This is a genomic window from Nocardioides currus (assembly GCF_003057875.1).
GTDB lineage: Bacteria > Actinomycetota > Actinomycetes > Propionibacteriales > Nocardioidaceae > Nocardioides > Nocardioides currus.
Map to the genome: position 1 here is coordinate 930,651 of NZ_PYXZ01000001.1, position 24,104 is coordinate 954,754.

General features: G+C 71.5%; 28 protein-coding genes and 1 tRNA gene. 15 read left to right on the forward strand and 14 right to left on the reverse strand.

Annotated elements, in window-relative coordinates; translation table 11 throughout:
• Positions 1–50: 50 nt before the first annotated feature.
• The 5 genes from C7S10_RS04440 (at position 51) to C7S10_RS04460 (ending at position 6,116) form a co-directional block, all read left to right on the forward strand.
• Positions 51–1,334, forward strand: coding sequence for a sugar ABC transporter substrate-binding protein (locus C7S10_RS04440; protein ID WP_108343130.1), 1,284 nt, complete (start codon positions 51–53; stop codon positions 1,332–1,334).
• Between the two features lie 90 nt (positions 1,335–1,424).
• Positions 1,425–3,032: an ABC transporter permease subunit gene (locus C7S10_RS04445; RefSeq protein ID WP_133176420.1), complete on the forward strand. Its 1,608-nt coding sequence runs from the start codon at positions 1,425–1,427 to the stop codon at positions 3,030–3,032.
• A complete protein-coding gene (locus C7S10_RS04450; RefSeq protein WP_108343132.1) occupies positions 3,032–3,964 on the forward strand; it encodes a sugar ABC transporter permease in 933 nt (310 codons plus the stop codon). Before C7S10_RS04445 ends, C7S10_RS04450 begins: the two co-directional genes overlap by 1 nt.
• Positions 3,965–3,971: 7 nt before the next feature.
• Positions 3,972–5,162, forward strand: a complete 1,191-nt coding sequence (locus C7S10_RS04455; RefSeq protein WP_108343133.1) for an ABC transporter ATP-binding protein — start codon at positions 3,972–3,974, stop codon at positions 5,160–5,162.
• Between the two features lie 3 nt (positions 5,163–5,165).
• A complete protein-coding gene (locus C7S10_RS04460; RefSeq protein WP_108343134.1) occupies positions 5,166–6,116 on the forward strand; it encodes a glycoside hydrolase family protein in 951 nt (316 codons plus the stop codon).
• A gap of 278 nt (positions 6,117–6,394) precedes the next feature.
• Here the strand turns inward: C7S10_RS04460 and C7S10_RS22005 are convergent, their stop codons facing one another.
• Positions 6,395–6,757, reverse strand: a complete 363-nt coding sequence (locus C7S10_RS22005; protein ID WP_133176421.1) for a hypothetical protein — start codon at positions 6,755–6,757, stop codon at positions 6,395–6,397.
• A gap of 131 nt (positions 6,758–6,888) precedes the next feature.
• Here C7S10_RS22005 and C7S10_RS22010 point away from each other — a divergent pair, with 131 nt between their 5' ends.
• Positions 6,889–7,215 carry a hypothetical protein gene (locus C7S10_RS22010; RefSeq protein ID WP_133176422.1) on the forward strand — a complete coding sequence of 109 codons (327 nt, stop codon included), beginning with the start codon at positions 6,889–6,891 and terminating at the stop codon, positions 7,213–7,215.
• Here C7S10_RS22010 and upp read toward each other — a convergent pair.
• Positions 7,197–7,838 (reverse strand): uracil phosphoribosyltransferase, encoded by a 642-nt coding sequence (upp, locus tag C7S10_RS04470; protein ID WP_108343136.1) that lies wholly within the window; start codon positions 7,836–7,838, stop codon positions 7,197–7,199. The two genes, C7S10_RS22010 and upp, sit on opposite strands and share 19 nt — an antisense overlap.
• Positions 7,839–7,936: 98 nt before the next feature.
• Between upp and C7S10_RS04475 the strand changes: the two genes are divergently transcribed.
• Positions 7,937–8,428, forward strand: coding sequence for a tRNA adenosine deaminase-associated protein (locus tag C7S10_RS04475; RefSeq protein WP_108343332.1), 492 nt, complete (start codon positions 7,937–7,939; stop codon positions 8,426–8,428).
• Positions 8,425–8,886, forward strand: coding sequence for a tRNA adenosine(34) deaminase TadA (gene tadA / locus C7S10_RS04480; RefSeq protein ID WP_108343137.1), 462 nt, complete (start codon positions 8,425–8,427; stop codon positions 8,884–8,886). The genes C7S10_RS04475 and tadA overlap by 4 nt, the downstream gene beginning before the upstream one ends.
• On the opposite strand, the gene C7S10_RS04485 is transcribed toward tadA, so the two are convergent.
• The 3 genes from C7S10_RS04485 to C7S10_RS04495 all read right to left on the reverse strand — a co-directional run bounded on the left by C7S10_RS04485 (position 8,877) and on the right by C7S10_RS04495 (position 12,060).
• Positions 8,877–9,245 (reverse strand): DUF779 domain-containing protein, encoded by a 369-nt coding sequence (locus tag C7S10_RS04485; RefSeq protein ID WP_108343138.1) that lies wholly within the window; start codon positions 9,243–9,245, stop codon positions 8,877–8,879. The two genes, tadA and C7S10_RS04485, sit on opposite strands and share 10 nt — an antisense overlap.
• Positions 9,246–10,769, reverse strand: a complete 1,524-nt coding sequence (gene exaC, locus C7S10_RS04490) for an acetaldehyde dehydrogenase ExaC (protein WP_108343139.1) — start codon at positions 10,767–10,769, stop codon at positions 9,246–9,248. It abuts the gene before it with no gap.
• Between the two features lie 76 nt (positions 10,770–10,845).
• The gene (locus tag C7S10_RS04495) at positions 10,846–12,060 is read right to left on the reverse strand and encodes a GAF domain-containing protein (RefSeq protein WP_243395194.1); all 1,215 of its coding nucleotides are present in this window, start codon (positions 12,058–12,060) and stop codon (positions 10,846–10,848) included.
• A gap of 111 nt (positions 12,061–12,171) precedes the next feature.
• Here C7S10_RS04495 and C7S10_RS04500 point away from each other — a divergent pair.
• A tRNA-Ser gene (locus C7S10_RS04500) sits at positions 12,172–12,258 on the forward strand.
• 99 nt (positions 12,259–12,357) lie between these two features.
• Here C7S10_RS04500 and C7S10_RS04505 read toward each other — a convergent pair.
• The 3 genes from C7S10_RS04505 to C7S10_RS04515 are packed head-to-tail and all read right to left on the reverse strand — an operon-like array spanning position 12,358 to position 14,535.
• Entirely contained in the window at positions 12,358–12,591 is a 234-nt protein-coding gene (locus tag C7S10_RS04505; RefSeq protein WP_108343141.1) for a biotin/lipoyl-binding carrier protein, read from the reverse strand.
• Between the two features lie 38 nt (positions 12,592–12,629).
• Positions 12,630–13,754, reverse strand: coding sequence for a hypothetical protein (locus C7S10_RS04510; protein ID WP_133176423.1), 1,125 nt, complete (start codon positions 13,752–13,754; stop codon positions 12,630–12,632).
• A gap of 10 nt (positions 13,755–13,764) precedes the next feature.
• Positions 13,765–14,535, reverse strand: coding sequence for a carbon-nitrogen hydrolase family protein (locus tag C7S10_RS04515; protein WP_243395195.1), 771 nt, complete (start codon positions 14,533–14,535; stop codon positions 13,765–13,767).
• 46 nt (positions 14,536–14,581) lie between these two features.
• Here C7S10_RS04515 and mobA point away from each other — a divergent pair, with 46 nt between their 5' ends.
• From mobA to C7S10_RS04540, 5 genes are read left to right on the forward strand one after another with little or no spacing between them, the layout of a single operon-like run.
• On the forward strand, positions 14,582–15,160 hold the full coding sequence (mobA, locus tag C7S10_RS04520) for a molybdenum cofactor guanylyltransferase (protein WP_243395196.1): 579 nt from the start codon (positions 14,582–14,584) through the stop codon (positions 15,158–15,160).
• A gap of 49 nt (positions 15,161–15,209) precedes the next feature.
• Positions 15,210–15,554: a DUF6457 domain-containing protein gene (locus C7S10_RS22475; RefSeq protein WP_207769222.1), complete on the forward strand. Its 345-nt coding sequence runs from the start codon at positions 15,210–15,212 to the stop codon at positions 15,552–15,554.
• Between the two features lie 5 nt (positions 15,555–15,559).
• Positions 15,560–16,528, forward strand: a complete 969-nt coding sequence (locus C7S10_RS04530) for an NAD(P)H-quinone oxidoreductase (RefSeq protein WP_108343143.1) — start codon at positions 15,560–15,562, stop codon at positions 16,526–16,528.
• An 11-nt stretch (positions 16,529–16,539) separates the two neighbouring features.
• Entirely contained in the window at positions 16,540–17,040 is a 501-nt protein-coding gene (locus C7S10_RS04535; protein ID WP_243395197.1) for a methyltransferase family protein, read from the forward strand.
• Positions 17,041–17,076: 36 nt separating this feature from the next.
• Positions 17,077–17,718, forward strand: coding sequence for a bacterial proteasome activator family protein (locus tag C7S10_RS04540; RefSeq protein ID WP_108343144.1), 642 nt, complete (start codon positions 17,077–17,079; stop codon positions 17,716–17,718).
• A gap of 28 nt (positions 17,719–17,746) precedes the next feature.
• Here the strand turns inward: C7S10_RS04540 and C7S10_RS04545 are convergent, their stop codons facing one another.
• From C7S10_RS04545 to serS, 6 genes are read right to left on the reverse strand one after another with little or no spacing between them, the layout of a single operon-like run.
• Complete coding sequence (locus C7S10_RS04545) at positions 17,747–18,301, reverse strand: hypothetical protein (RefSeq protein ID WP_108343145.1); 555 nt, start codon at positions 18,299–18,301, stop codon at positions 17,747–17,749.
• Positions 18,298–18,870 carry a hypothetical protein gene (locus tag C7S10_RS04550; RefSeq protein WP_133176424.1) on the reverse strand — a complete coding sequence of 191 codons (573 nt, stop codon included), beginning with the start codon at positions 18,868–18,870 and terminating at the stop codon, positions 18,298–18,300. The genes C7S10_RS04545 and C7S10_RS04550 overlap by 4 nt, the downstream gene beginning before the upstream one ends.
• Before the next feature lie 4 nt (positions 18,871–18,874).
• The gene (locus C7S10_RS04555; RefSeq protein ID WP_108343147.1) at positions 18,875–19,684 is read right to left on the reverse strand and encodes an HAD family hydrolase; all 810 of its coding nucleotides are present in this window, start codon (positions 19,682–19,684) and stop codon (positions 18,875–18,877) included.
• Positions 19,681–20,196, reverse strand: a complete 516-nt coding sequence (locus C7S10_RS04560; RefSeq protein ID WP_108343148.1) for a GNAT family N-acetyltransferase — start codon at positions 20,194–20,196, stop codon at positions 19,681–19,683. The genes C7S10_RS04555 and C7S10_RS04560 overlap by 4 nt, the downstream gene beginning before the upstream one ends.
• Positions 20,193–21,026: an HAD family hydrolase gene (locus tag C7S10_RS04565; RefSeq protein ID WP_108343149.1), complete on the reverse strand. Its 834-nt coding sequence runs from the start codon at positions 21,024–21,026 to the stop codon at positions 20,193–20,195. Before C7S10_RS04565 ends, C7S10_RS04560 begins: the two co-directional genes overlap by 4 nt.
• Positions 21,023–22,288 carry a serine--tRNA ligase gene (gene serS, locus C7S10_RS04570; RefSeq protein ID WP_108343150.1) on the reverse strand — a complete coding sequence of 422 codons (1,266 nt, stop codon included), beginning with the start codon at positions 22,286–22,288 and terminating at the stop codon, positions 21,023–21,025. Before serS ends, C7S10_RS04565 begins: the two co-directional genes overlap by 4 nt.
• Before the next feature lie 53 nt (positions 22,289–22,341).
• On the opposite strand from serS, the gene C7S10_RS04575 reads away from it, so the two are divergent.
• Positions 22,342–23,919: a bifunctional phosphatase PAP2/diacylglycerol kinase family protein gene (locus C7S10_RS04575; protein ID WP_108343151.1), complete on the forward strand. Its 1,578-nt coding sequence runs from the start codon at positions 22,342–22,344 to the stop codon at positions 23,917–23,919.
• The last annotated feature ends 185 nt before the right edge of the window (positions 23,920–24,104 follow it).

Here is a 24,104-nt window from a genome sequence, read left to right on the forward strand (position 1 = left end):
TCGGGCCACCATCCAACCCTGATCCGCGATTTCGCGAAGGAGTTCCACCGATGCGCACCAGAGCACGTACATTCCGGGCGGCAGGCGCCGTACTCGCCGCCTCGCTCGTCCTCGCCGCCTGCGGCGGCGGATCCGACGACGACACCAGCAGCTCGGGCGACGGGGGAGACACCCCGTCGGCGAGCGGCGGCGACCTCCTCATCTGGGTGGGCGACGGCCCCGGAGGCGACGCGACCACCGAGATCGGCAAGGCCTTCGGTGAGGAGAACGGCGTCAACGTCAAGGTCGAGGTCCTGCCCGGCGCCGAGCTCCAGGCCAACTTCGTCACCGCGGCGCAGGCCGGCGACCCGCCGGACGTCGTCATGGGCGCCCACGACTGGATCGGCAACCTGGTCCAGAACGGCACCATCGACCCGATCCAGATCCCCGAGACGGTGTCCTCGACCATCCAGCCGCTCGCGATGGAGGCCGTCACCTTCGACGGCCAGACCTACGGGATGCCCTACACGATGAACAACATCGTGCTGATCCGGAACACCGACCTCGCCCCCGACGCACCCGCGACGGTCGAGGACATGGTGGCCGCCGGCAAGAAGGCGGTGCAGTCCGGCAAGGCCGAGGCCCCCCTCGCCTGGCCCGTCAGCGACACCGGCAACCCCTACTTCATCAACCCGCTCTACACCTCGGGCGGCGGCTACATGTTCGGCCAGGGGGCCGACGGCAGCTTCGACCCGAGCGACCTCGGCGTCGGCACGCCGGGCTCGGTGACGGCCTACGAGAAGATCAGCGCGCTCGGCGAGAAGGGCGAGGGCGTGCTGAAGCGCTCGGTCAACACCGACAACGCGATCGCGCTCTTCACCGACGGCAAGACCCCGTTCCTCGTCGAGGGTCCGTGGCAGCTGACCACGATCGACGACAGCAAGATCAACTACGAGGTCTCGCCCGTGCCCGGCTTCGCCGGTCTCAAGCCCGCCTCGCCGTTCATCACCGTCGACGCGGCGTACGTCGCCAGCGGCGGCAAGAACAAGACGCTGGCGCAGGAGTTCGTCACCAACTACTGGTCGCGGGCCGACATCGGCGCGCAGCTCTTCGAGGCGACCAAGAACGTGCCCGCCAACAAGGACACGCTCGCCCAGATCGAGGGTGACAACCCCGCCGTCGCGGCCGTCAGCAAGGCCGGCGCCGAGAACGGCCAGATCATGCCGAGCATCCCGCAGATGGCGGCGGTCTGGGACCCGCTGGGCAAGGCCGAGGCGGCCGTGATCGGCGGCGCCGACCCGAAGTCGACGATCGACTCGGCGGCCAAGGCCATCCAGGCGGCCATGAAGGAGTAGTCCTCCTCGCTCCACCTCCGGAGCGGGCCGTCGGCCCGCTCCGGGGGTGGAGGCACCCTCCTCACCCCAGCCCGTCGCAAGGAGAGTCACGTGGCAGGAAAGACCGACACACCGTCGCGCCGCAGTGCGCCCCGATGGGGACTCGGTGCCGATGGCACCAGCAGCCCCGTCATGCTGCTCGTCAAGGTCGTCGGACTCGGCTTCCTGGCGGCGGTCGCGCTGTTCGCGGCCCTGCCGCTGATCCGCACCGACAACTGGTGGGGCCTGGCCATCGTCCTGGCCGTCACGGCCCTGGCGTTCTACATCTACCTCTCGCCCCGGCCGGTGCCGTTGAAGTACCTCCTGCCGGGCACGCTGTTCCTCATCGTCTTCCAGGTGCTGCCGGTCGTCTACACCGTCTCCACCGCGTTCACGAACTTCAGCGACGGCCACCGCGGGACCAAGGAGCAGGCCATCACGGCGATCGAGGGCGCCTCGGTCAAGCAGGTCCCCGACTCCACGATCTACACCCTCACGCTCGCGACCGACGGCGACGCGGCCACCGGCGACATCGTCTTCCTGCTGGCCGACCCGACGACCCAGGACAGCTTCGTCGGCACGGCCGACGGGCTCGAGGACCTCGGCGACGGCAGCTTCGAGGCCGCGAGCCCGGGCGGCAAGATCACGGCGGCCGACGACTACACCGTCCTCACCGTCCCCGAGATCAACGCCCGCCAGGACGACATCACCGCCTTCAGCGTCCCGACCGACGACGGCGCGATCAAGAGCCAGGGGCTCTCGGCCGCCTTCGAGGGCGCACCCCAGCAGTCCTACGACGAGGGCTGCGACTGCATCACCGACGCGACGACCGGCAACGTCTGGACCGCGGACGACTCCGAGGGGTCCTTCGTCAGCAAGGACGGCACGCAGCGCAACCTCGCCCAGGGCTGGAAGGTCGGCGTCGGCTTCGACAACTTCGCCCGGGTCTTCACCAACGACACGATCCGCGGGTCGTTCCTGCGGATCGTGGTGTGGAACTTCGCCTTCGCGATCGCCACCGTGGCCATCACCTTCGCGCTGGGCCTGCTGGTCGCGATCGCCCTCAACAACCCGCTGATGCGCGGGCGCACCATCTACCGGTCGCTGATCATCCTCCCCTACGCCATGCCCGGCATCGCGATGTACCTCGTGTGGCGCGAGATGTTCAACAAGGACTTCGGCCTGATCAACCGCCTCCTGCACACCGACCTGAACTGGTTCGGCAGCACGGCGAGCTCGATGTTCGCCATCCTGCTGATCCAGCTGTGGCTCGGCTACAACTACATGTTCCTCGTCATCACCGGGGCGCTGCAGTCGATCCCCTCCGACCTCGTCGAGGCGGCCGGCGTCGACGGCGCGAAGCCGTTCTACGCGTTCCGCACCATCACGTTCCCGCTCCTGCTGGTGGCACTGGCGCCGTTGCTGATCACCTCGTTCGCCTTCAACTTCAACAACTTCTCGGCGATCTTCCTGACCAGCAAGGGTGGACCGTTCCCACCTGACAACCCGAGCGCCGGCAGCACCGACCTGCTCATCACCTACACCTACCGGCTCGCCTTCGGCGGATCGGGCGCCGACTACGGCTTCGCCGCCGCGGTCTCCGTCCTCATCTTCCTCATCGTCGCGGCCGTCTCGATCGTCAGCTTCCGCCGCACCCAGGCCCTGGAGGAGATCAACTGATGACAACCACGACATCCGACGTCCCCGTGGCCACGCGCGGCGCCGAGGGCGACCCGCCGGAGGTGGCACGGCTCGGCTCCGCGAAGGGCGGCTGGTTCCGCCGTACGGGCCTGAGCCACCTCGTCGGCATCCTCGCCCTGGCCTTCTCGATCTTCCCGATCCTGTTCGTCGTCTCGGCGTCGTTCAACCCGACCGGCACGCTGAGCTCCTCGACGCTGATCCCGCGCGAGTTCAGCCTGGCCAACTACCAGGACCTCTTCAGCGGCTCCTTCCCGCGCTGGTTCGTCAACAGCCTGATCATCGCCTCGATCTCGGCGGCGGTCTCGATGCTGATCTCCGCCTGCGCGGCGTTCGCCTTCTCGCGCTTCCGCTTCATGGGTCGGCGCCCCGGCCTGATCGGCCTGCTGCTGGTGCAGATGTTCCCGCAGTTCCTGGCGATCGTGGCGCTCTACCTGATGTTCGCCAACATCACCGAGCTGTGGCCCTCGATCGGCTTCAACACCGCGGCCGGGCTCATCATCCTCTACCTCGGTGGCGCGCTCGGCGTGAACACCTGGCTGATGAAGGGCTTCTTCGACACCATCCCCAAGGACCTCGACGAGTCGGCGAAGATCGATGGTGCGACGCACTTCCAGGTCTTCTTCGGGATCATCCTCCCGCTCGTCGCACCGATCCTGGCGATCACCGGCCTCCTCGGCTTCATCGGGGCGATCAACGAGTTCCTGATCGCCAGTGTCTTCCTCCGCCAGGACGACTCGAAGACGGCGGCCGTGGGGCTCTACGGCCTGATCGCCGACCCGCTCACCAAGAACGCACAGTTCGGCGAGTTCGCGGCCGGCGCGGTCGTCCTGGCGATCCCGACGGTCGCCCTGTTCATGTACCTCCAGCGCTACATCGTCGGCGGACTCACCGCCGGCGCCGTGAAGGGATGAGTGGATCGTGGCCGAAGTAGTCCTCGACAAGGTCAACAAGCAGTACGACAACGGCTTCCATGCCGTCAAGGACCTCTCGATCGACATCGCCGACGGCGAGTTCATCGTGCTCGTCGGCCCGTCCGGGTGCGGCAAGTCCACCGCCCTGCGGATGATCGCCGGGCTCGAGGACATCAGCACCGGCACGCTCACGATCGGCGACCGGGTGGTCAACACGCTGTCCTCGCGCGAGCGCGACATCGCGATGGTCTTCCAGTCCTACGCGCTCTATCCCCACATGAGCGTGGCCGACAACATCGCCTACGGCCTGAAGATCCGCCGCATGGACAAGGCGGCGATCCAGGAGCGGGTCAAGCGCGCCGCCGACATGCTCGAGCTCGGCCCCCTGCTCGACCGCAAGCCCAAGCAGCTCTCCGGCGGACAGCGCCAGCGGGTGGCGATGGGGCGCGCGATCGTCCGGGAGCCGCAGGTCTTCTTGATGGACGAGCCGCTGTCCAACCTCGACGCCAAGCTGCGCGTGCAGATGCGTGCCGAGATCGCGCAGGTGCAACGCGACCTCAACGTCACCACGATCTACGTCACCCACGACCAGACCGAGGCGATGACGATGGGCGACCGGGTCGCCCTGATGAAGGCCGGCGTGCTGCAGCAGCTCGGCGCCCCGCAGCACCTCTACGACCACCCCGACAACATCTTCGTGGCCGGCTTCATCGGCTCGCCGCCGATGAACATGGCCGTGGGCCGGGTGGGCCGCAGCGGCTCGGGGGTCACCGTCGGATTCGGCGGGGCGACGGTCCAGGTCCCGGAGTCCGTGGCCTCCGAGCGCCCCGCCCTGGCGTCGTACGACGGTCGCGACGTCGCCGTGGGAGTCCGCAGCGAGGACATGGAGGACGCGAGCCTGTCGCGCGACCCCGGCCGGCCGCGCCTGACCACGACCGTGAGCCTGACCGAGGCGCTCGGGTCGGAGATCGTGGTGCACTTCCCGGTCGAGGCCGCGCGCGTGGTCACCGAGGACACCAGGGCGCTCGAGGAGGACGCCGGCACCGAGGACGTGCCGGCCACCCACGCCGGGAACACCTGGGTGGCGTCCTTCAGCCCGCGCTCGCGCGTGCGTCCCGGCGACACCGTCGAGATCGCGATCGACCCCGAGCGGCTCCACTTCTTCGACACGGAGACCGGCCTGGCGATCCGGGACTGAGGCGTGCTGCGAGTCGCGGACCACTGGGTCTGGGACAGCTGGGTCGCCGACGACGGGGACGACTACCACCTCTTCTTCCTGAAGGCGGCGCGCACCGAGGCCGGGCCCGCGTCCCGGCACACGCGGGCCGTCGTCGGGCACGCGGTGTCCTCCGACCTCACGACGTGGACCGAGCTGCCCGACGCCCTCGGCCCCGGCCCCGACGGCGCCTGGGACGACCTGGCGACCTGGACCGGCTCGGTCGCCCGGGGCGACGACGGCCGGTGGCGGATGTTCTACACCGGCATCTCCCGGCGCGGCGGCCTGATGGACCAGCGCATCGGGCTGGCAGTCTCCGACGACCTGCTGGCGTGGGAACGGATCGGCACGACGCCCGTGGTGCCCGTCGACCCGGCGCGCTACAAGACGTTGGCGGGCGACGGCACCGCCAGCGAGACCTGGCGCGACCCGCTGGTGCTCCGCGACCCAGCCGGGGACGGCTGGCACCTGTTCGTCACGGCCCGTGCCGTCGGCGCGGACGCGAACGACGACGGCGTCCTGGCGCACGCCCGCAGCCACGACGGTCTTGACTGGGAGGTCCGGCCGCCGGTGACCACCCCCGGCGCCGGCTTCGGCCAGCTCGAGGTCGCGCAGGTCGCCCCCGTCGACGGGCGATGGGTGCTGGTGTTCACCTGCCACCCGGACGAGCAGACGCCCGAGCAACGCGCGCGGTTCGGCGACTACTGCACCTGGTCGATCGCGGGCGACTCACCCGTCGGCCCGTGGGACGTCGACCGGGCCCGCCCCTTCCGCGACGACCCCACCCTGTTCGCCGCCCCCCTCGTGCAGCGCCGGGACGGGAGCTGGTGCCTGGTCGGGTTCCACAACCGGGAGTCCGAGGGCGTCGACGGGATGTGGATCAGTGACCCCATCGCCGTACGCCTCGAGGACGACTGGCTGGTCGCTGACTCCTGACGCCGGGTCGAGTGCGCTCGACGTAGTAGTCACGCAGTGCCTGCGCACTCGACCCAGGGCCTGTGGATGAGCCCGGCGGGGTACGGCGCGGTGCGGGGACACTCGTCGCCATGCGCGACCGCATCTGGCGAGACCTCGCCGACGCCCAGGCCGGTCTGCTGTCGCGCCGCGAGCTCCGCGACCTGCGGGTCACCCCGGGCGAGATCAGGCACCACGTCGAGGTCGGGCGCCGGGCGGCGCGTTCGCGCGAGGTCGTCAGCACGACGACCGGCCCGCTGTCACCCGAGCAGCGGCTCTGGCTCGGTGTGCTGCACGCTGGTCCGACGGCCATGGTCGGGGGTCTCACCGCCGCCGAGCACCACGGCCTGCGCCGGTGGCCGCGCGAGGTGGTGACGGTGCTCGTCGCCAATCCCATGAGCTTCGAGCCGCTCGACGGCTTCGCCTTCTTCCGGACCCGCCGCTCCTTCGCGCTCCTCGCCGGTCCGGGCCAGCTGCCGGTGTGCCGGATAGAGCCGGCCGTGCTGCTCTTCGCCGCGCACGAGCCGCACCTGCGCACCGCGCTCGGCGCCGTGACGGCAGCGGTCCAGCAGCGGCTCACCACGCCCGACCGGCTGCGGACCTGGATGGACGACCTCACCCACTGCGTCGAGCGCGGGAGGTCCGCGCCCTGCTCGACGACGTGGCCGGAGGTGCGCACTCGATGGCGGAAGTGGACGTGCGCCGCGCGTGCCGTGCCTTCGGGGTGCGGCCACCGCGTGGGCAGCAAGTGCGGGTGGACCGCTCCGGGCGGCGGCGCTACACCGACTGCGAGTGGGACCTGCCTGACGGTCGAGTCATCGTGCTGGAGGTCGACGGGGCCTTCCACGACGACGCGATGCAGGGCGTGCTCGACCGCCGCCGCCACCGCCGGCTCACGACCTCGCGGCGCATCGTCGTGCAGTGCTCGGCGTGGGAGATCCGCCACGAGCCGGCGGAAGTGATGGAGGACCTGGTCGCCCTCGGCGTTCCCCTCCTGGCGGGTCGAGTGCGCACGCATGTGCCGATCACTACGCGCAGCGCACTCGACGAAGCGGGCGGGGGCTACTGGGCGACGCCGTAGAGCCGGTCGCCGGCGTCGCCGAGCCCGGGCACGATGTAGCCCTTCTCGTTGAGGCGCTCGTCCTGCGCGGCGGTCACCACGGTCACCGGCACGTCGAGGCCCTCGAGCCCGGCCTCGAGGTTGGCGAGTCCTTCGGGGGCGACGAGCAGGCAGATGGCGGTGATGTCGTCGGCACCGCGGTCGGTCAGGAAGCGGATCGCCGCGGCGAGGGTCCCGCCGGTGGCGAGCATCGGGTCGAGGACGTAGCACTGGCGACCGGACAGGTCCTCGGGCAGGCGCTCGGCGTACGTCGACGCCTCGAGCGTCTCCTCGTTGCGCACCATCCCCAAGAACCCGACCTCGGCGGTCGGCAACAGCCGCATCATCCCGTCGAGCATGCCCAGCCCGGCACGCAGGATCGGCACGACCAGCGGCTTGGGCGTGCTCAGCTTGACGCCGGTCGCCGGGGCCACCGGGGTGACGATGTCGGTGGTCTCGACGCGCACCTCGCGGGTCGCCTCGTAGGCCAGCAGGGTCACCAGCTCGTCGGTGAGCCTGCGGAAGGTCGGCGAGTCGGTCTCGCTCTGGCGGAGCGTGGTCAGCTTGTGGGAGACCAGCGGGTGGTCGACGACGTGCGTGCGCATGCCCGAACCCTAGTCGGCGCGGGCGTCACAGGGTTTCCTCGCAGGCAGGGATCTGCGACGCTGGAGCCGACGGAGGTGCTCTCGTGGAGGGATTCACCATGGACGACCAGCTCGACGGCGTGGACTTCGCGCTGGCCGCCTTCCGCGACGCCGACGGCTGGCAGGTGCAGGACATCGCCTCCCCGGCCTTCGAGTCGGTGGAGTCCCTCAGCCACGCCCTGCGCCGGCTGCCCGGCGACGGCGGCGCGGTCGCGCTCGTCGCGGTCGACGAGGACTTCTTCCTCATCGTGCGCGTCGAGGGACCCACCACCCGGGTGCTGCTCAGCGACGTGACTGCCGCGGAGGAGTGGGAGCTCGCCCAGTCGGCGCTCGACTTCCTCAACCTGCCGCCCTTCGACGACCTGGACGACGACGACGTCGCGCCGGCCGGTGACCTCGACCTGCTCGCCGACCTCGGGATGCACGCCATCGACATGGGCGTCCTGATCGACGACGACGACCTCTACCCCGACGAGATGCTCTCCGACGTCGCCCGCGCCCTGGGCTTCGGCGAGGTCTTCGACGACCTGGTCGGGCTCACGTCTGCATGAGCTCGTCCGACACCTGGCGCGAACCCATGCGGCTCGCGCTCGCCGAGGCTCGCGCCGCCCTCGCCACCGGCGACGTGCCCATCGGGGCCGTCGTGCTCTCGCCCTCCGGGTCGGTGATCGGGACCGGGCGCAACGTCCGTGAGGCAGCGAACGACCCAACCGGCCACGCCGAGGTGGTGGCCCTCCGCGCAGCCGCCGCCTCGGTCGGCGAGTGGCGGCTGACGGACTGCACGCTGGTCGTCACCCTCGAGCCGTGCACCATGTGCGCCGGCGCCGCCGTCCTCTCGCGCGTCGCCCGGGTGGTGTTCGGTGCGTACGACGACAAGGCCGGCGCCGTCGGCTCGCTGTGGGACGTCGTGCGCGACCGGCGCCTCAACCACCGTCCCGAGGTGGTGGCCGGGGTGCTGGCCGCCGAGTCGGCCGAGCTGCTCGACGGGTTCTTCGCGGATCACCGCTGAGCGGCGGCGTACTCCTCGTCGGTGAGGATCCGCGACCTGATCAGGAACCGCACGCCCTCGGGCGCCTCGAGCGAGAAGCCCGCGCCGCGACCCTTCACCACGTCGATGGTCAGGTGCGTGTGCTTCCAGTACTCGAACTGCGACCTCGACATCCACATCGGTACGGCGCGCTCGAGCCCGACGTCCAGGTCGCCCAGGTGGATGTCGCTGCCGCCGGTGCGGAACTCGCCGTCGGGGTAGCACATGGGCGCCGACCCGTCGCAGCAGCCGCCGGACTGGTGGAACATCACCGGGCCGTGCGCCTCGGTGAGGCGGCGGATCAGCTCCGCCGCCTCACCGGTGACCGCTACACGGTCCACCTAGAAGAACCCGAGCTTGTCGGGGCTGTAGGAGACCAGGAGGTTCTTGGTCTGCTGGTAGTGGTCGAGCATCATCTTGTGGTTCTCGCGGCCGATCCCGGACTGCTTGTAGCCGCCGAAGGCCGCGTGGGCCGGGTAGGCGTGGTAGCAGTTGGTCCAGACGCGACCGGCCTCGATCGCCTTGCCGGCGCGGAAGGCGCGGGCGCCGTCGCGGGTCCACAGCCCGGCACCGAGGCCGTAGAGCGTGTCGTTGGCGATCTTGAGGGCGTCGGCCTCGTCGTCGAAGCTGGTCAGCGACACGACCGGGCCGAAGATCTCCTCCTGGAAGATCCGCATCGAGTTGTCGCCCTCGAAGACGGTGGGCTGCACGTAGTAGCCCTCCGCGAGGTCGCCCTCGAGCACGTTGCGGCCGCCGCCGGTGAGCACCTTCGCGCCCTCCTGCTTGCCGATGTCGAGGTAGGACAGGATCTTCTCGAGCTGGTCGTTGGACGCCTGGGCGCCCATCATCGTGGCGACGTCGAGCGGGTTGCCCTGCACGATCGCGTTGACGCGCTCGATCGCGTCCGGCACGAAGTCGGCGTACATCGAGCGCTGCACCAGCGCCCGCGACGGACAGGTGCAGACCTCACCCTGGTTGAGGGCGAACATCGTGAAGCCCTCGAGCGCCTTGTCGTAGAACGCGTCCTTCTCGGTGGCGACGTCGTCGAAGAAGATGTTCGGGCTCTTGCCGCCGAGCTCGAGCGTCACCGGGATGATGTTCTCCGAGGCGTACTGCATGATCAGCCGGCCGGTCGTGGTCTCGCCGGTGAAGGCGATCTTGCGGATGCGGCTGCTGCTGGCGAGCGGCTTGCCGGCCTCGACGCCAAAGCCGTTGACGACGTTGAGCACGCCGGCGGGCAGCAGGTCGCCGACCAGCTCGACCAGCTTGAGGATCGACCACGGGGTCTGCTCGGCGGGCTTGAGCACCACCGCGTTGCCGGCGGCCAGCGCGGGCGCCAGCTTCCACACGGCCATCAGGATGGGGAAGTTCCACGGGATGATCTGGCCGACCACGCCCAGCGGCTCGTGGAAGTGGTAGGCGACGGTGGTCTCGTCGATCTCCGAGATGCCGCCCTCCTGGGCACGCAGGGCGCCGGCGAAGTAGCGGAAGTGGTCGACGGCCAGCGGCAGGTCCGCGTTGAGGGTCTCGCGCACGGCCTTGCCGTTGTCCCACGTCTCGATCACCGCGAGCGACTCGAGGTTCTGCTCCATGCGGTCGGCGATCCTGAGCAGGATGTTCGAGCGCTCGGTGGTCGACGTACGACCCCAGGCGTCGGCGGCGTTCCAGGCCGCGTCGATGGCCGCGTCGATGTCCTCGGCGGTGCCGCGGCCGACCTCGGTGAAGGGCTTGCCGTTGACCGGGGAGATGTTCTCGAAGTAGCCGCCCTTGATCGGGTCGACCCACTCGCCGCCGATGAAGTGGCCGTAGCGGCTCTTGACCTCGATGTCCGACCCGTCGGTGCCGGGCTGTGCGTAGACCGTCATGTGGTGCTCCAGGAGTGAGGGAGGAAGTGACGACCGTCACGCTAGGAACGCGGACGTTGCATCCACGTTGCGTGCGTCAGGACAGGTCGCGGTCCAGTCGGGCGAGCTGCCCGTCGACCAGGGAGCGCATCGGCGAGCTCGTGCCGAGGGCATCACGCTGGGCCAGCCACATGTCGTAGTCGTCGGCGCCCCAGCTCGAGCGGGTCCACGTCGACATCAGGTCCGGTTCACGGCTCCCCAGCACGGCGGCCCGCAGCGAGTGGTGGAGCTGCTCACGGAGCCGCACCACGCCCGGCGCGGTCGACCGGGGCAGGATCGGGCCGCGATACCCACGCAGCGCGCGGCGTACGTCGCCTGCCGCCAGCAGGGCCTCGAGCGCCAGCCAGTCGCCGGCGATGCCCGCGACGAGGCGGTAGGGACGCGAGGGCAGGAGCTCGTCGCCGAGCAGGTGACGCAGCCGGTTGAGCTCGGCGCGCAGGGTGGAGGACGCGCCGTCGTCCTCGTAGACCAGGACGGCGAGCTCGTCGCCGGAGAGTCCGTGCGGCGCGGAGGCGAGGAGCAGCAGGATCTCGCTGTGGCGCGGGGAGAGCCGCAGGTGGTGCCGGGCGCCGCGGCCGTCGTCGATGGCGAGCAGCGCCTCGTGCCGGCCCAGGAGCTCGACCACTGCCTGGAGCCCCGACCGCGGCGGGGCCGGCTGGGCCGCGCGCGTCAGCAGCTCGCGGGCGAGCTCCGCCTCGGCCATCCGGGCCGCGGCCCGCACCATCGCCATCGTCTGCGGAACGGCGATGTCGTCGTTGCCGGTGATGTCGAGGACGCCGAGCAGGGTGCTGGAGGTCGGGTCGTGGATCGGGGTAGCGGCGCAGCTCCACTGCTGCACCGAGTGCCGGAAGTGCTCCGAGCGCCGGACCTGGGCGGGCTGGCCGAGGCGCAGCGCGAGGCCGGGGGCGTTGGTGCCGGCGAGGCGCTCGTCCCAGTTGGAGCCCTCGACGAACCCGATCGTCTCGGCTTTCCGCAGCGTCGACGGCGAACCGCACACCCACAGCAGCTGTCCGGCCGAGTCGGAGACCGCCATGATCGCACCGCAGTCGCGCGCCGCCTGCCCGAGCACGTCGTCCAGCAGCGGGAAGACCTGGGCCAGCGGGTGGGCGGCGCGGTGGTCCCGCAGGTCGGACTCACCGAGCGTGATCGGCGCCTCGACCCGCGCGGCGTCGACGCCGGCCGCGGCGGACAGGTGCCACGAGTCCGCCACCTCGGCACGCATGCCGTCGCTGCCCATGGGCTCAGTAGACACGCTCAACGCCTCCGCCTTCCAGCGATCGGCGACCAGTGTGGGGCACCCGAGGTTGCAAGGAGGTTGCATCCGATTTCTTGGCCCCGCCCCGTCTCCGGTAGCCTTCCCCGCGGTGGCGTGTCCGAGCGGCCGAAGGTGCAACACTCGAAATGTTGTGTGGGGTCAAACCCACCGTGGGTTCAAATCCCACCGCCACCGCCGACCGACAGCCGGATCCTCTGGGTCCGGCTGTCGTGCATTTCAGGGTCGTACGGCGCCTGGCCGATGCCGCGAAGCTCCGCGCACCTGCGTCGAGCTTCAGGCCAGGTCGAGGGCGATCAGCGGGTCGCCCTCCTGGACGACGTCGCCGATGGCGACCTTGATCGCGGTGACGGTGCCGGGGTGCTCGGCGAGGACGGGGATCTCCATCTTCATCGACTCGAGCAGCACGACCGTGTCGCCGGCGGCGATGGTGTCACCGACCTCGCAGTCCACCGTGAGGACGTTGGCAACCATCTCGGCGAGGATCTCGGTCGACTTCGTGCGGGCCATGGGTGCGACGCTAGCGGTTACCGCGGCGTACGCCCGGATCAGAGCACGGCGAAGCGCGAGGGCTCCGGGCGGTGCGCGTCGGCTTCCTCGGCGCGACGCCCACGGCTGCCGCGCGGGGCGGTGAGGGCCAGGTCGGCGCGCACGAGGACGAAGCCGATCAGCAGGCCCGGCACCAGCGAGTAGACGATGCGCAGACCCGCCTCCAGGAAGGAGGTGTCGGGCTCGAGCAGCCCCTGGGCGAAGGGGACGGTGGCCGCGACTCCGAAGGCGCACACCCACCAGCCCTGACGCCGGCGGGCGCGCTGGAAGCAGCCCCACAGCAGCGCCGGGATGCCGAGGAGCACCACGAGCGGGCGCGGGAAGGCGCCGATCCGGTCGTGGGTCCACCGGGCGAAGTCGATCACCGGGCCGACGACCGGGCCCGCGCCGTACCTCCGCAGGAGCTCGCCGTAGACCAGCGTCAGCAGCAGCGCGGCGGCGCCGACGAGCACGACGACGAGGCCACGCCGACCGAGGCCGTGGATGCCCGCGCCGAGTCGGTAGACCACCGCGAAGACCAGCGCGAGGGCGAGCAGGATCGCGGCGTAGTCGAACCGCGGCTCGGTCACGGTCGGCTCGAAGCCGACCGCCGCGAGCGCGGTCATGCTGGCCACCACCGTCGCGACCAGCACCTCGCCGGCCGCGCGCACGAAGCTGACCGCCGGCACCGTCGCCATCACGGCATAGACCGAGCCGACGACGACGGTCATCACCGCCGCGCCGGTCGGCAGCGTCTGGCCGCCGACGACGACCGCGGCCACCCCGATGCCCAGCGCGAGCAGCGTGGCCACCCCGGGGCGGCCGCCGGTGCGGTGCGCCAGCGCGCCCGAGAGCGTGGTCGAGACGGCGATCGCGCCGAGGCCGTCGACCCAGGCCGGGCCGATGCCCGCGACCGCGCACCCGAGCGCGGCGAGCCCGGCGAGCAGGACGGCCACGGCGACGAGCCCGACCAACCGGGCCGGGACACCGCCACCGGCCGGGCGCTCACGCGGCGGTGCGGGAGCCCGTGACTCCTTCGGCTTCCGCGCCGAACGACGCTCCTTGGGCGGCTTCTCCGCGATCCGCCGACCCTTGACGGGTCCCTTGGAGGAACCCCGAGCGGGGCCGTCGGACGGCGTGGACACGGCGTCGAGGTTACAGCCGGCGGTTCGCCAGGGACGGGTTGGTACGCCGCGCAGCGGCCAGCACCTCGCGGTCGACGACGGCGTCGAGGACGGCCTCGTCCGGACCGGCCTCGGCGAGCACGTCGCCGAGCGGGTCGACCACCATCGAGTGGCCGCAGTAGCGAGGGGCCGGCTGCCCGACCGCCACGACGTGCACGGTGTTCTCGATCGCCCGCGCGCGCAGGAGGGTGCGCCAGTGGTCGACCTTGCGCTCGCCGGCGACCCACGCGGCCGGGACGACGAGCACCTCCGCACCCGCGTCGACCAGCGCGCGGGCGAGCTCGGGGAAGCGGAGGTCGTAGCAGGTCATCAGCCCGATCGTCGTGCCCGCGACCTCCACCAGGCTCGGGGCGAGGGCGCCCGCGGAGAGTCGGTCGGACTCCTTGTAGCCGAAGGAGTCGTAGAGGTGGATCTTGCGGTAGCTCCCCTCGGTCGCGCCCCGCACGAGCAGCGTGTTGAACGGGCGCTCCGGGTCCTCGCTCGCCTCGAACATGCCCGCCACGACGGTGGATCCGGTGCGATCCGCCAGCGCGGAGACGGCTGCACCGAAGGGACCGTCGAGCGGTTCGGCGTACTCCCCCAGCGGTTGCGACGGCGGGCCGAAGTCGCGCGCGAACGCCTCGGGCAGCACCACGAGGTCGACGCCGTCGTCGACCGGCAGCGAGTCGAGCCGGGCACGGTTGACCGCGGGATCGAGGTCGCTGCCCCACTGGACGAGCCGGACGCGAAGAGGGGTGGTCACAGGACCCACACTGCCAGCCCGCGACCAGCGCTGGGAGGATCCGGGGGTGGACTTCGACCTGGGGGCAGCCGGCTTCAGCGGCGTGCTCCTCGCCGGCGGCACCGCCGCGCGGATGGACGGGATCGACAAGGCGAGCATCGAGCTCGGTGGGCGGACCCTCCTCGAGATCTGCCTCGACGCGTTCCTCGACGCCGACGAGGTCGTCGTCGTCGGGCCGCGGACGGTGCGTACGACGCGTCCGGTGACCTTCACCCGTGAGGACCCGCCGCTCGGTGGACCGGTCGCGGGGCTGCTGACCGGCGTCGACGCGCTGCTGCGGACGCCGCGGCTGCTCGGGGTGCTCGCCGTCGACATGCCGCGGGTCTCGGCGCACACCTTCCGTCGGCTGCGAGAGGCAGGCACGGACCGTGACGGCGCGTTCCTCGTCGACGAGGACGGTCGACGCCAGCTGTGCGGCGTCGTCGCGTTCGAGGCCCTGGCCCGCGTGCGACCCGACCTGGAGAGCCAGCACGGCATGTCGCTGCGTCGTCTGCTCGCCGACCTCGACCTGGCCGCCGTCGAGCCGCTCGGCGACGAGGCGCGCGACATCGACACCTGGGCGGACCTGCGCGACCTGCACCCGTGACGGGACGCGGCACTTGCACCACCCGCCGGATTGGCGAGAGATTGGAGGGGTGAACCTCCACGACTGGATCGATGAGCTCAGCGACGTGCTCGAGATCGAGACCGAGGTGGACGAAGCCCTCCTCCTCGACCTGGCGCGCACCGCGGCGACGAACGTGCAGAAGACGGCAGCCCCGATCACCACCTTCCTGCTGGGAGTGGCGGCGGGCGCGGCCGACGCCGACCCCGAGGAGATCGAGACCCTGGCCGCGAAGGCGCAGCTCCTCGCCGACCACTGGGACCGGCCGGCCGACGCTCCCGACCCCGATGACGTCGACGACGACGTGCCGGACGACACTGGGGTCGACCACACCGGCGAGCAGTTCGACGACGACGACACCGACGAGGACGAATAGCCCAGATGCGCGCAGTCATCGCCTCCGCCCCCGGGGGCCCTGAGGTCCTGTCCGTCGGCGAGGCCCCCGAGCCCGTCCTCCGCCCCGGGGAGGTGCTGGTCGACGTCGCCGCCACGGCCGTCAACCGAGCCGACACCCTGCAGCGGATGGGGCTCTACCCCGTCCCCGAGGGCAGCTCCGAGATCATCGGGCTCGAGTGCAGCGGCACCGTCGCCGAGCTCGGCGAGGGCGTCGAGGGGTGGTCGGTCGGCGACGAGGTGTGCGCACTGCTGAGCGGCGGGGGGTACGCCGCTCGCGTGGCCGTCCCCGCCGGGCAGCTGATGCCGGTGCCGGCGGGAGTCTCGCTGGTCGACGCCGCGGCCCTGCCCGAGGTGGCGTGCACCGTGTGGTCCAACGTCTTCATGGTCGCCGGGCTCCAGCCGCGCGAGAACTTCCTGGTCCACGGCGGCGCCGGCGGCATCGGCACCATGGCCATCCAGCTCGCGACCGCCCTGTCGGCGAAGGTCTTCGCCACGGCCGGGTCCGCCGAGAAGCTCGCCGTGTGCGCCGACCTCGGTGCCGACGTCCCGATCAACTACCACGACGAGGACTTCGTCGAGGTCCTCACCGCGGCCGGCGGCGCCGACGTCATCCTCGACAACATGGGCGCGAAGTACCTCGCCCGCAACGTCGACGCCCTCGCCACGTCGGGGCGCCTCGTCATCATCGGCATGCAGGGCGGCAGCAAGGCCGAGCTCGACATCAACGCCCTCCTGCGCAAGCGCGCGGCGGTGATCGCGACGGCGCTGAGGTCTCGGCCGGCCGAGGAGAAGGCGGCGATCTGCGCCGAGGTGGTCGAGCACGTCTGGCCGCTCGTGGCCGACGGCTCGGTCGTGCCGGTGATCCACGAACGGCTCCCCCTCGAGCAGGTCGAGGTCGCTCACCGCCTCATGGAGGAGAGCGGCCACATCGGCAAGATCGTCCTCACCCTCTAGGTCAGTGGGTCGTGAACCGGGTGGTGGGCGCCGCTCTCGGCTCGGCCGTCTTCTTCGTCGCGGCGCCCCTCGTCATGGGCGCGGGCGTGCCGTTCCTGATCACGCAGTGGCACGGGTCGCCGTCCGGCGTCGACGTCCTGGACGTGGCGGGTGCAGTCGTGGCGGCGCTGGGCGCGGCCCTGGTCGTCGCCTGCTTCGTGCTCTTCGTCCTCGACGGGCGCGGCACACCCGCCCCGATCGCGCCGACCGAGGAACTGGTGGTGCGCGGGCCCTACCGGGTGGTGCGCAACCCGATGTACGTCGGCGTCGCGGCTGCCGTCGCCGGACAGGCGCTCGCCTTCCGCAGCGTCGGCCTGGTGGTGTGGCTGGTCGTCTTCCTGCTCGCGGTGGTGTCGTTCGTGAAGGGCTACGAGGAGCCGACGCTGAGCGAGCAGTTCGGGGCGCCGTACGACCGCTATCGCCGACGCGTGCCCGGGTGGCTGCCCCGGGTCCGGCGACGCCCGGCGCGCTAGGCCGGCGCTCTGGGCCCGCGCTCTAGGGTGGGGCCCATGACTGATCAGCCGCAGCCGGAGCAGGAGTCCACCGAGGAGCAGATCGTGGTCGTCGGACCCGACGGCCAGCCCGTCGGCACGATCCCCGCGAGCGCGTTGCCCGCCGGCCTGGTCGGCGGACAGGGCGACGATGGCGACGACGAGCAGGAGGGCGAGCGCCACATCACCGAGCTGGTCGAGCAGCCCGCGAAGGTGATGCGGATCGGCTCGATGATCCGCCAGCTGCTCGAGGAGGTGAAGGCTGCTCCGCTCGACGAGGCGAGCCGCAACCGCCTCAAGGAGATCCACCAGGCCTCCATCAAGGAGCTCGAGGCGGGTCTCGCGCCCGAGCTGGTCGAGGAGCTCGAGCGGCTCTCGCTGCCCTTCACCGAGGAGGGCACCCCCTCCGAGAGCGAGCTGCGGATCGCGCAGGCCCAGCTGGTCGGCTGGCTCGAAGGTCTCTTCCACGGCATCCAGACCGCGATCTACGCCCAGCAGATGGCGGCACGCGGTCAGCTCGAGCAGATCCGCAAGGCGCTCCCCGGCATGGCCGCGGCCCAGCAGGGACACCATGACCCGGGCCCCACGCCGCAGGGCATGCCGACGATGCCGACCCAGGACTCGCCCGAGTCGGGCGGTTCGGGAGGCATGTACCTCTGACGGCGCAGGCCTCTGACGGCGCGGGCCGCTAGGTCGTACGCCGCCGCGCCCGCCACCAGCGGACGGCGACGAACCCCATGACGGCCAGGCCGAGGACTCCGAGCACGGCCCGACCTGTCCGGAACTGGTCGTAGCTCAGCCCGAGCCCACGGTCGGCACGCAGGTGGCCGGCCGGCGGGGTCGTGCCCTCGCCCAGGTCGGCCAGCACCTCGCGGTAGTAGCGCCCGGGCGCGACGATCGTGCTGCAGCCGTTGCTGCTCACCTCGCCGTCCACCAGGGTGCCGAAGACGACCACCCGGTCCCCGTCGTCCGCGGTGATCGCGTCCTCCTGCTGCGCCCGGCTGACGACGTCCACCCGACGCCGTACGTCGCCCTTGAACGCCCGGTCGACCTTGACCGTCACGACGAGGTCGTCGCCGGAGGTGCGCCGCTCAGTGACCACGCCGGAGAAGGCGACGTCACTGCCGTCGAGGAAGTCGACCGACGGCTCGGCGCAGGACGCCGCCGCGGGGGCGGCACCCAGTCCGACGAGCGTGAGCCCAGCCAGCAGCCCGGCCAGCAGCAGCCGGGCCTGCGTGGTCACCGTCGGGCCAGGCGTCCCACGACGAGCAGGCCCAGGAAGCCGACCAGCACGAGCGCGCCACCGGGCGCCGCGAGGCGGGACACCGGGGCCGGGGCGGACTCCTCCACCTTGGTCATCGTCGGCGCGGGCGGTGGCGGTGGATTGACCGCGTCCCCGCTGCCCAGCGCCTTCTCGACCTGGTTGATCCGCGCGGTGGTCGCCGGTCCGGAGCCGCCGCAGGTCGAGGCGGCGAAGGGCGGGGCGTCGCCGGTGACGAGGAAGAGGTAGTCGGAGCCGACCTCGAGGTTGCCGAGGCCGCACGCGGCCGTGGCCTGGTTGGAGCGGACGGTGGTCGTCCGGTCGACGACGCCCTTGTAGGCGCGGGTGGCGGTCAGGGAGTACTCGAAGCGGGAGCCCACCTCGCTGACCTCCTCGACGGTGGCCAGGAACACCGCGTCGGCACGCTCCGCCTGCTGGTCGATGTCGGCGGCCTGGCACTTGCACGCGAACGCCGGCGCCGAGGTGGCGAGCACGAGGCCGGACACCGCCAGGAACGCAGCGACCAGCACGCGCACAACCCTCATCAGCATGCGATCAGCCTAGCGAGGCGAGCCCGAAGACCTCGCTCAGCACGGCCGCGACCCCGTCGTCGTCGTTGGGCGGGGCGACGTGGTCGGCGAGGTCGAGGACGCTCGGGTGGGCGTTGGCCATGGCGTACGACGTCCCGACCCACTCGAGCATCGGCAGGTCGTTGGGCATGTCGCCGAAGGCGATGACCTCGTCGGCCGGGATGCCCAGCTCGGCGGCGAGGCTCGCCAGGGTGGTGGCCTTGGTGACGCCCACCCCACTCATCTCCACGAGGGCGCCCGTCGACGACCACGTCGTCGTGACGAGGTGCCCGACGGCCTCCTCCGTCCGGTCCCAGAACGCCTCGGGTGTCATCTCCTCGTGCCGGGCCAGCAGCTTGACCACGGTGTCGTCGACGATCTCCTCGAGGTCGCCCATCGGGACGTCGCGCACGGCGTTGACATTGAGACGCGGCATGAACGCGTCCTCGCGGGCGAAGCCGGTGGTCTTCTCCAGCGCGAAGGTGGTGCCGGGGATCGCGCGGCGCAGCGCGTCGCCGACCGCGACCAGGGTGGCGGCGTCGATGGTGTGCGCCTGCGCGACCTCGTGCGAGGCCACGTCGTAGACGATCGCGCCGTTGCTGCAGATCGCCAGGCCGTGGCCGCCGACGTCGGCCCACAGCGTCTCCATCCACCGGATCGGGCGGCCGGTGGTGAAGACGACCGGCACGCCGAGGTCGTCGAGGGCGGTCAGCACCGAGCGGGTCCGCTCCGTCACGGTCCCGTCGGTGTGCAGCAGCGTGCCGTCGAGGTCGGTGGCGACGAGGCGGGGCCTCACCCCGGCGACCTGAGGGGCCGTGCCATCACGAGCTCGCCGTCCTCGTTGGCGCCGCGGAGCTCGGTGAAGCCGCACTTCGCCAGCACCCGGATGCTGGCGGCGTTGTCGGGCAGCACCGACGCCCGGACGCGTACGCCGAGGGCGTCGGCCTGCGCCAGCAGCGCCCGGACCGCCTCGGTGGCCACCCCGCGGCCGCGCGCGTCGGCGACCAGGCCGTAGCCGATCTCGGCCTCGTCCACCCCGTCGTCGGCCGGGGCGGGCGGGCCGAAGAACCCGATGGAGCCGAAGACCAGGCCGTCGAAGGTGCGGGTGACGTGGCGCGGACCCCAGCCGGCGCCGGCGTCCGACCCCTTCACCATCGACGCCGCGTCGCGGTCGTCCTGCCGCGGGTAGTCGGGGTGCCAGCGCGGGTCTCGACCATCAGGGGTGGCGGCGACCATCCGTGCGGCCTCGTCGGGGAGGATCAGGTCGAGGGTGAGCCGCTCGGTCGCGACCGTGGCGGGCAGCCTCACCCGAACCACCGGTCGAGCTCGAGGGCCGCTCCGTCGTCGTGCACGCTGGCGGTCACGTCGTCGGCGGCCGCCTTCACCTCGTCGACGGCCTGGCCCATCGCCACCCCGCGACCTGCCCAGCGCAGCATCTCGATGTCGTTGCGACCGTCGCCGATGGCGAGCACGTCGGCGGCGTCCACCCCGAGCTGGTCGCACACGACCTGCAGCCCGCTGGCCTTGGAGACCCCGACCGGCGACAGGTCGAGCCACGCGGTCCAGCCGACGACGTAGTCGGTGCCGTGCAGGCCGAGCCGGGCCGCGAGGGCCACGAAGTCGTCGGCGGAGGCCTCGGGGTCGCGGATGATGACGCGGCTGACCGGTCCGGCGACGATCTCGCCCACGTCGGTGAGGATCATCTCGCCCGAGAGCTCGCCGTCGGGGAAGTGCCGGTTGACGCGGTAGCCGATCCCGCGCTCCTCCACCGCGACCAGCGCGTTGGGGTGGTGCTCCAGAACGGCCGCCACGGCCTTGCGGGCGTCGAAGGTCTCCTCGTGCACCACCTCGAGGGGCGGGTAGCGGAAGATGACGGCGCCGTTGGAGGCGACCACCCACACCCGGTCGGCGACGGCCTCGGGCAGGTCGAGCAGGTCGGCGATCTTGTCCATCCCGTGCGGCGAGCGGCCGCTGGAGAGGACGACGTGGGCTCCCGCCTCGACGGCGCGGTGGACGGCGGCGTACACCGCGGGCGTGACCTTCTCGTAGGTCTGTCCCGCGCCCTCGACCCACGCGAGCAGCGTGCCGTCGATGTCGAGCGCGACCAGGCGCGGTCGCCAGGCAGGCGCGTCGGTCACGAGACCGGCTTGAGGACCTCGAGGCCCCCGAGGTAGGGCCGCAGCGCCTCGGGCACCCGCACCGAGCCGTCGGCCTGCTGGTGTGTCTCCAGGATCGCGACGATGGTGCGCGTGATCGCGGTCAGGGTGCCGTTGAGGGTGGCGACCGGGGTGTTGCCCGACTCGCCGCGGGTGCGGATGTCGAGGCGGCGGCTCTGGAAGTCGGTGCAGTTGGACGTCGAGGTGAGCTCGCGGTACTTGCCCTGGGTCGGGATCCACGCCTCGCAGTCGAACTTGCGCTGGGCGCTCAGGCCGAGGTCGCCGGCGGCCACGTCGATGACGCGGTAGGCCAACTCGAGCTTGTCGAGGAACTCCTTCTCCCACGCGAGGAGGCGCTGGTGCTCGGCGTACGACTCCTCGACCGTCGTCAGGACGAACATCTCGACCTTGTCGAACCAGTGCACCCGGATGATGCCCTTGGTGTCCTTGCCGTGCGAGCCGGCCTCCTTGCGGAAGCAGGGGCTGAAGGCGGAGTAGCGCAGCGGGAGCGCGCCGGCGTCGAGGATCTCGTCGGAGTGGTAGGCCGCCATCGGCACCTCGGAGGTGCCGACGAGGTAGAGGTCCTCGCCCTCGATGCGGTAGACGTCGTCGGCGGCCTGGCCGAGGAAGCCGGTGCCCTCCATCGCGCGCGGCTTGACCAGCGACGGCGCGATCACCTGGGTGAAGCCGGCGTTGCGGGCCTGGTCCATCGCCATGTTGACCAGCGCCAGCTCGAGCTGGGCGCCGATGCCGGTGAGGAAGTAGAAGCGCGAGCCGGAGACCTTGGCGCCCCGCTCGAGGTCGATGGCGCCGAGCATCCGGCCGAGCTCGATGTGGTCGCGGGGCTCGAAGTCGAACTCGCGCGGCGTGCCGACGTGCTCGAGCACCACGAAGTCGTCCTCGCCGCCGGCCGGCGACTCGTCGGCGGCCGGGTTGGGGATCGAGCGCAGGGCCTCGTCCCACTCGGTCTCCGCGGCGCCCTGGGCGGCCTCGAGCTCCTTGACCTCGGCGGAGAGCGCCTTGGTGCGGGCCAGCAGCGCGGTCTTCTCCTCGCCCTGCGCCTGGGCCACCTGCTTGCCCAGCGACTTCTGCTCGGCCCGCCTCGACTCGTACGTCGCGATCGCACTGCGCCGCGCCTCGTCGGCGGCCAGGGCGCGGTCCACCACGTCAGGGGACAGCCCGCGCTTCACCTGGGCGGCGCGGATGCGGTCGGGGTCGTCACGGAGGAGTCGGGCGTCGATCACACCGTGCAGGCTAGTCGGGCGGGGGTGCGGACCGCATTCGGCATACTGACCCGGTGCTCGACCGTTCCCGCTCCGTCGTCCTCGCGTGGGCGGCGCTCCTCGCCGCGCTCTTCGCCGTCCTCGCGGTCCTGGTGACGCAGTGGACGCGCTACCCGCTCGCCGGCATCGACGACTGGGGACGCGACGCGGAGGGCTGGGCCGACGACCACACCACGCTGATCTACGTGTTGCGCGGGATCGAGCACGCCTTCGGCACCATCGGCATGACGATCATCACCGTGGCGATCGCCGGTGGCCTGCTCTACAACAAGCAGCGCCGAGCCGCGATCTACACCCTCGGGGTCATGCTCAGCACGTCGCTCATCACGAGCGGCCTGAAGATCTGGCTCGGCCGCGACCGGCCCGACTGGCAGGACCCCACCCACCTGCTCTCGAGCAAATCGTTCCCGTCGGGCCACGCGTCCGCGATCGCCGCGATGGCGGCCGTCCTGGTCCTGCTGACGGTCATGCTCGTGCGTCGCCAGAACTTCCGCCGCGTCTGCTACACCGCGATCGCGGCCCTGGTGGTCGTGGTCAGCCTCGACCGGATCCTGCTGGGTCGGCACTACCCCACGGACACGGTGGCCGGCGCCCTGCTCGGCGCGGCCGTCGCCCTGGCTTGGCTGGCCTTCTACAGCCCACTGCCCCGCTCGATCGCCGACAAGGTCGAGCCGCTGCCGGAGGTCTACTCCTCCGCGCGCCGGCTGGCCGTCGTGCTCAACCCGATCAAGGTCGAGGACGTCGGCGGCTTCCGCGCGACGGTCGACGCGATGGCGCTGGAGTCGGGCTGGTCGGAGCCGAGCTGGCACTACACGACCGTCGAGGACCCCGGCACGGGCATGGCGGAGAAGGCCTCGGTGGAGGGCGCCGACCTCGTCCTGGTGTGCGGCGGCGACGGCACCGTGCGCGAGGTCTGCGCCGAGCTCGCCGGCACCGGCATCCCGGTCGGCATCATCCCCGCCGGCACCGGCAACCTGCTGGCCCGCAACCTCGACATCCCGCTCTACCTGCGCTCCGCGATCGACGTCGCCCTCAACGGCCAGGACCGCGCCATCGACCTCGTCGACGTCAGCGGCGACGGCATCGAGGACACGCACTTCATGGTGATGGCCGGGATGGGTTTCGACGCCGCGATCATGGAGGGGGTCAACGACGAGATCAAGAAGAAGATCGGCTGGATCGCCTACATCCTCTCGGGCCTGAAGTCGCTGATGTTCCCCGCGGTGAAGATCGAGATCCAGATCGACGACGAGGAGCCCACGACGCACCGGGCCCGCACCGTCGTCGTCGGCAACGTCGGCTACCTCCAGGCCGGCATGCCGCTGCTGCCCGACGCCTCGATCGACGACGGTCTGCTCGACGTAGTGATCCTGCACCCCCAGCGCTTCCTGTCCTGGATCCCGCTCGCGGTCCGCGTCCTGGCCAAGAGCTCCTCGACAGACGAGCTGATCGACCGCCGCACGGGCGCCAGGGTCGTCATCCGGGCCGCCGCCGACACGCCCCGCCAGCTCGACGGCGACTCCATCGGCCCCGGCCGGGAGCTGTCGATGACCTGCGTCCACGGGCGTCTGCTGGTGCGCGTCCCGCGCTGAGCCGGCCCCGGTCCGACCGGGTCGAGTGCGCAGCCCTCCGGCATTCACTACAGGGAGCGCACTCGACCCGTCAGGCCTGCGTCAGTACGCCGCCCGCCACCGTCAAGGAAGCGTCAAGAACGCCCGGGTGACCCGGCCGGCGGGTCGAGGCTCGGGACATGTCCGACGTCCTCCTCCTCGCGACG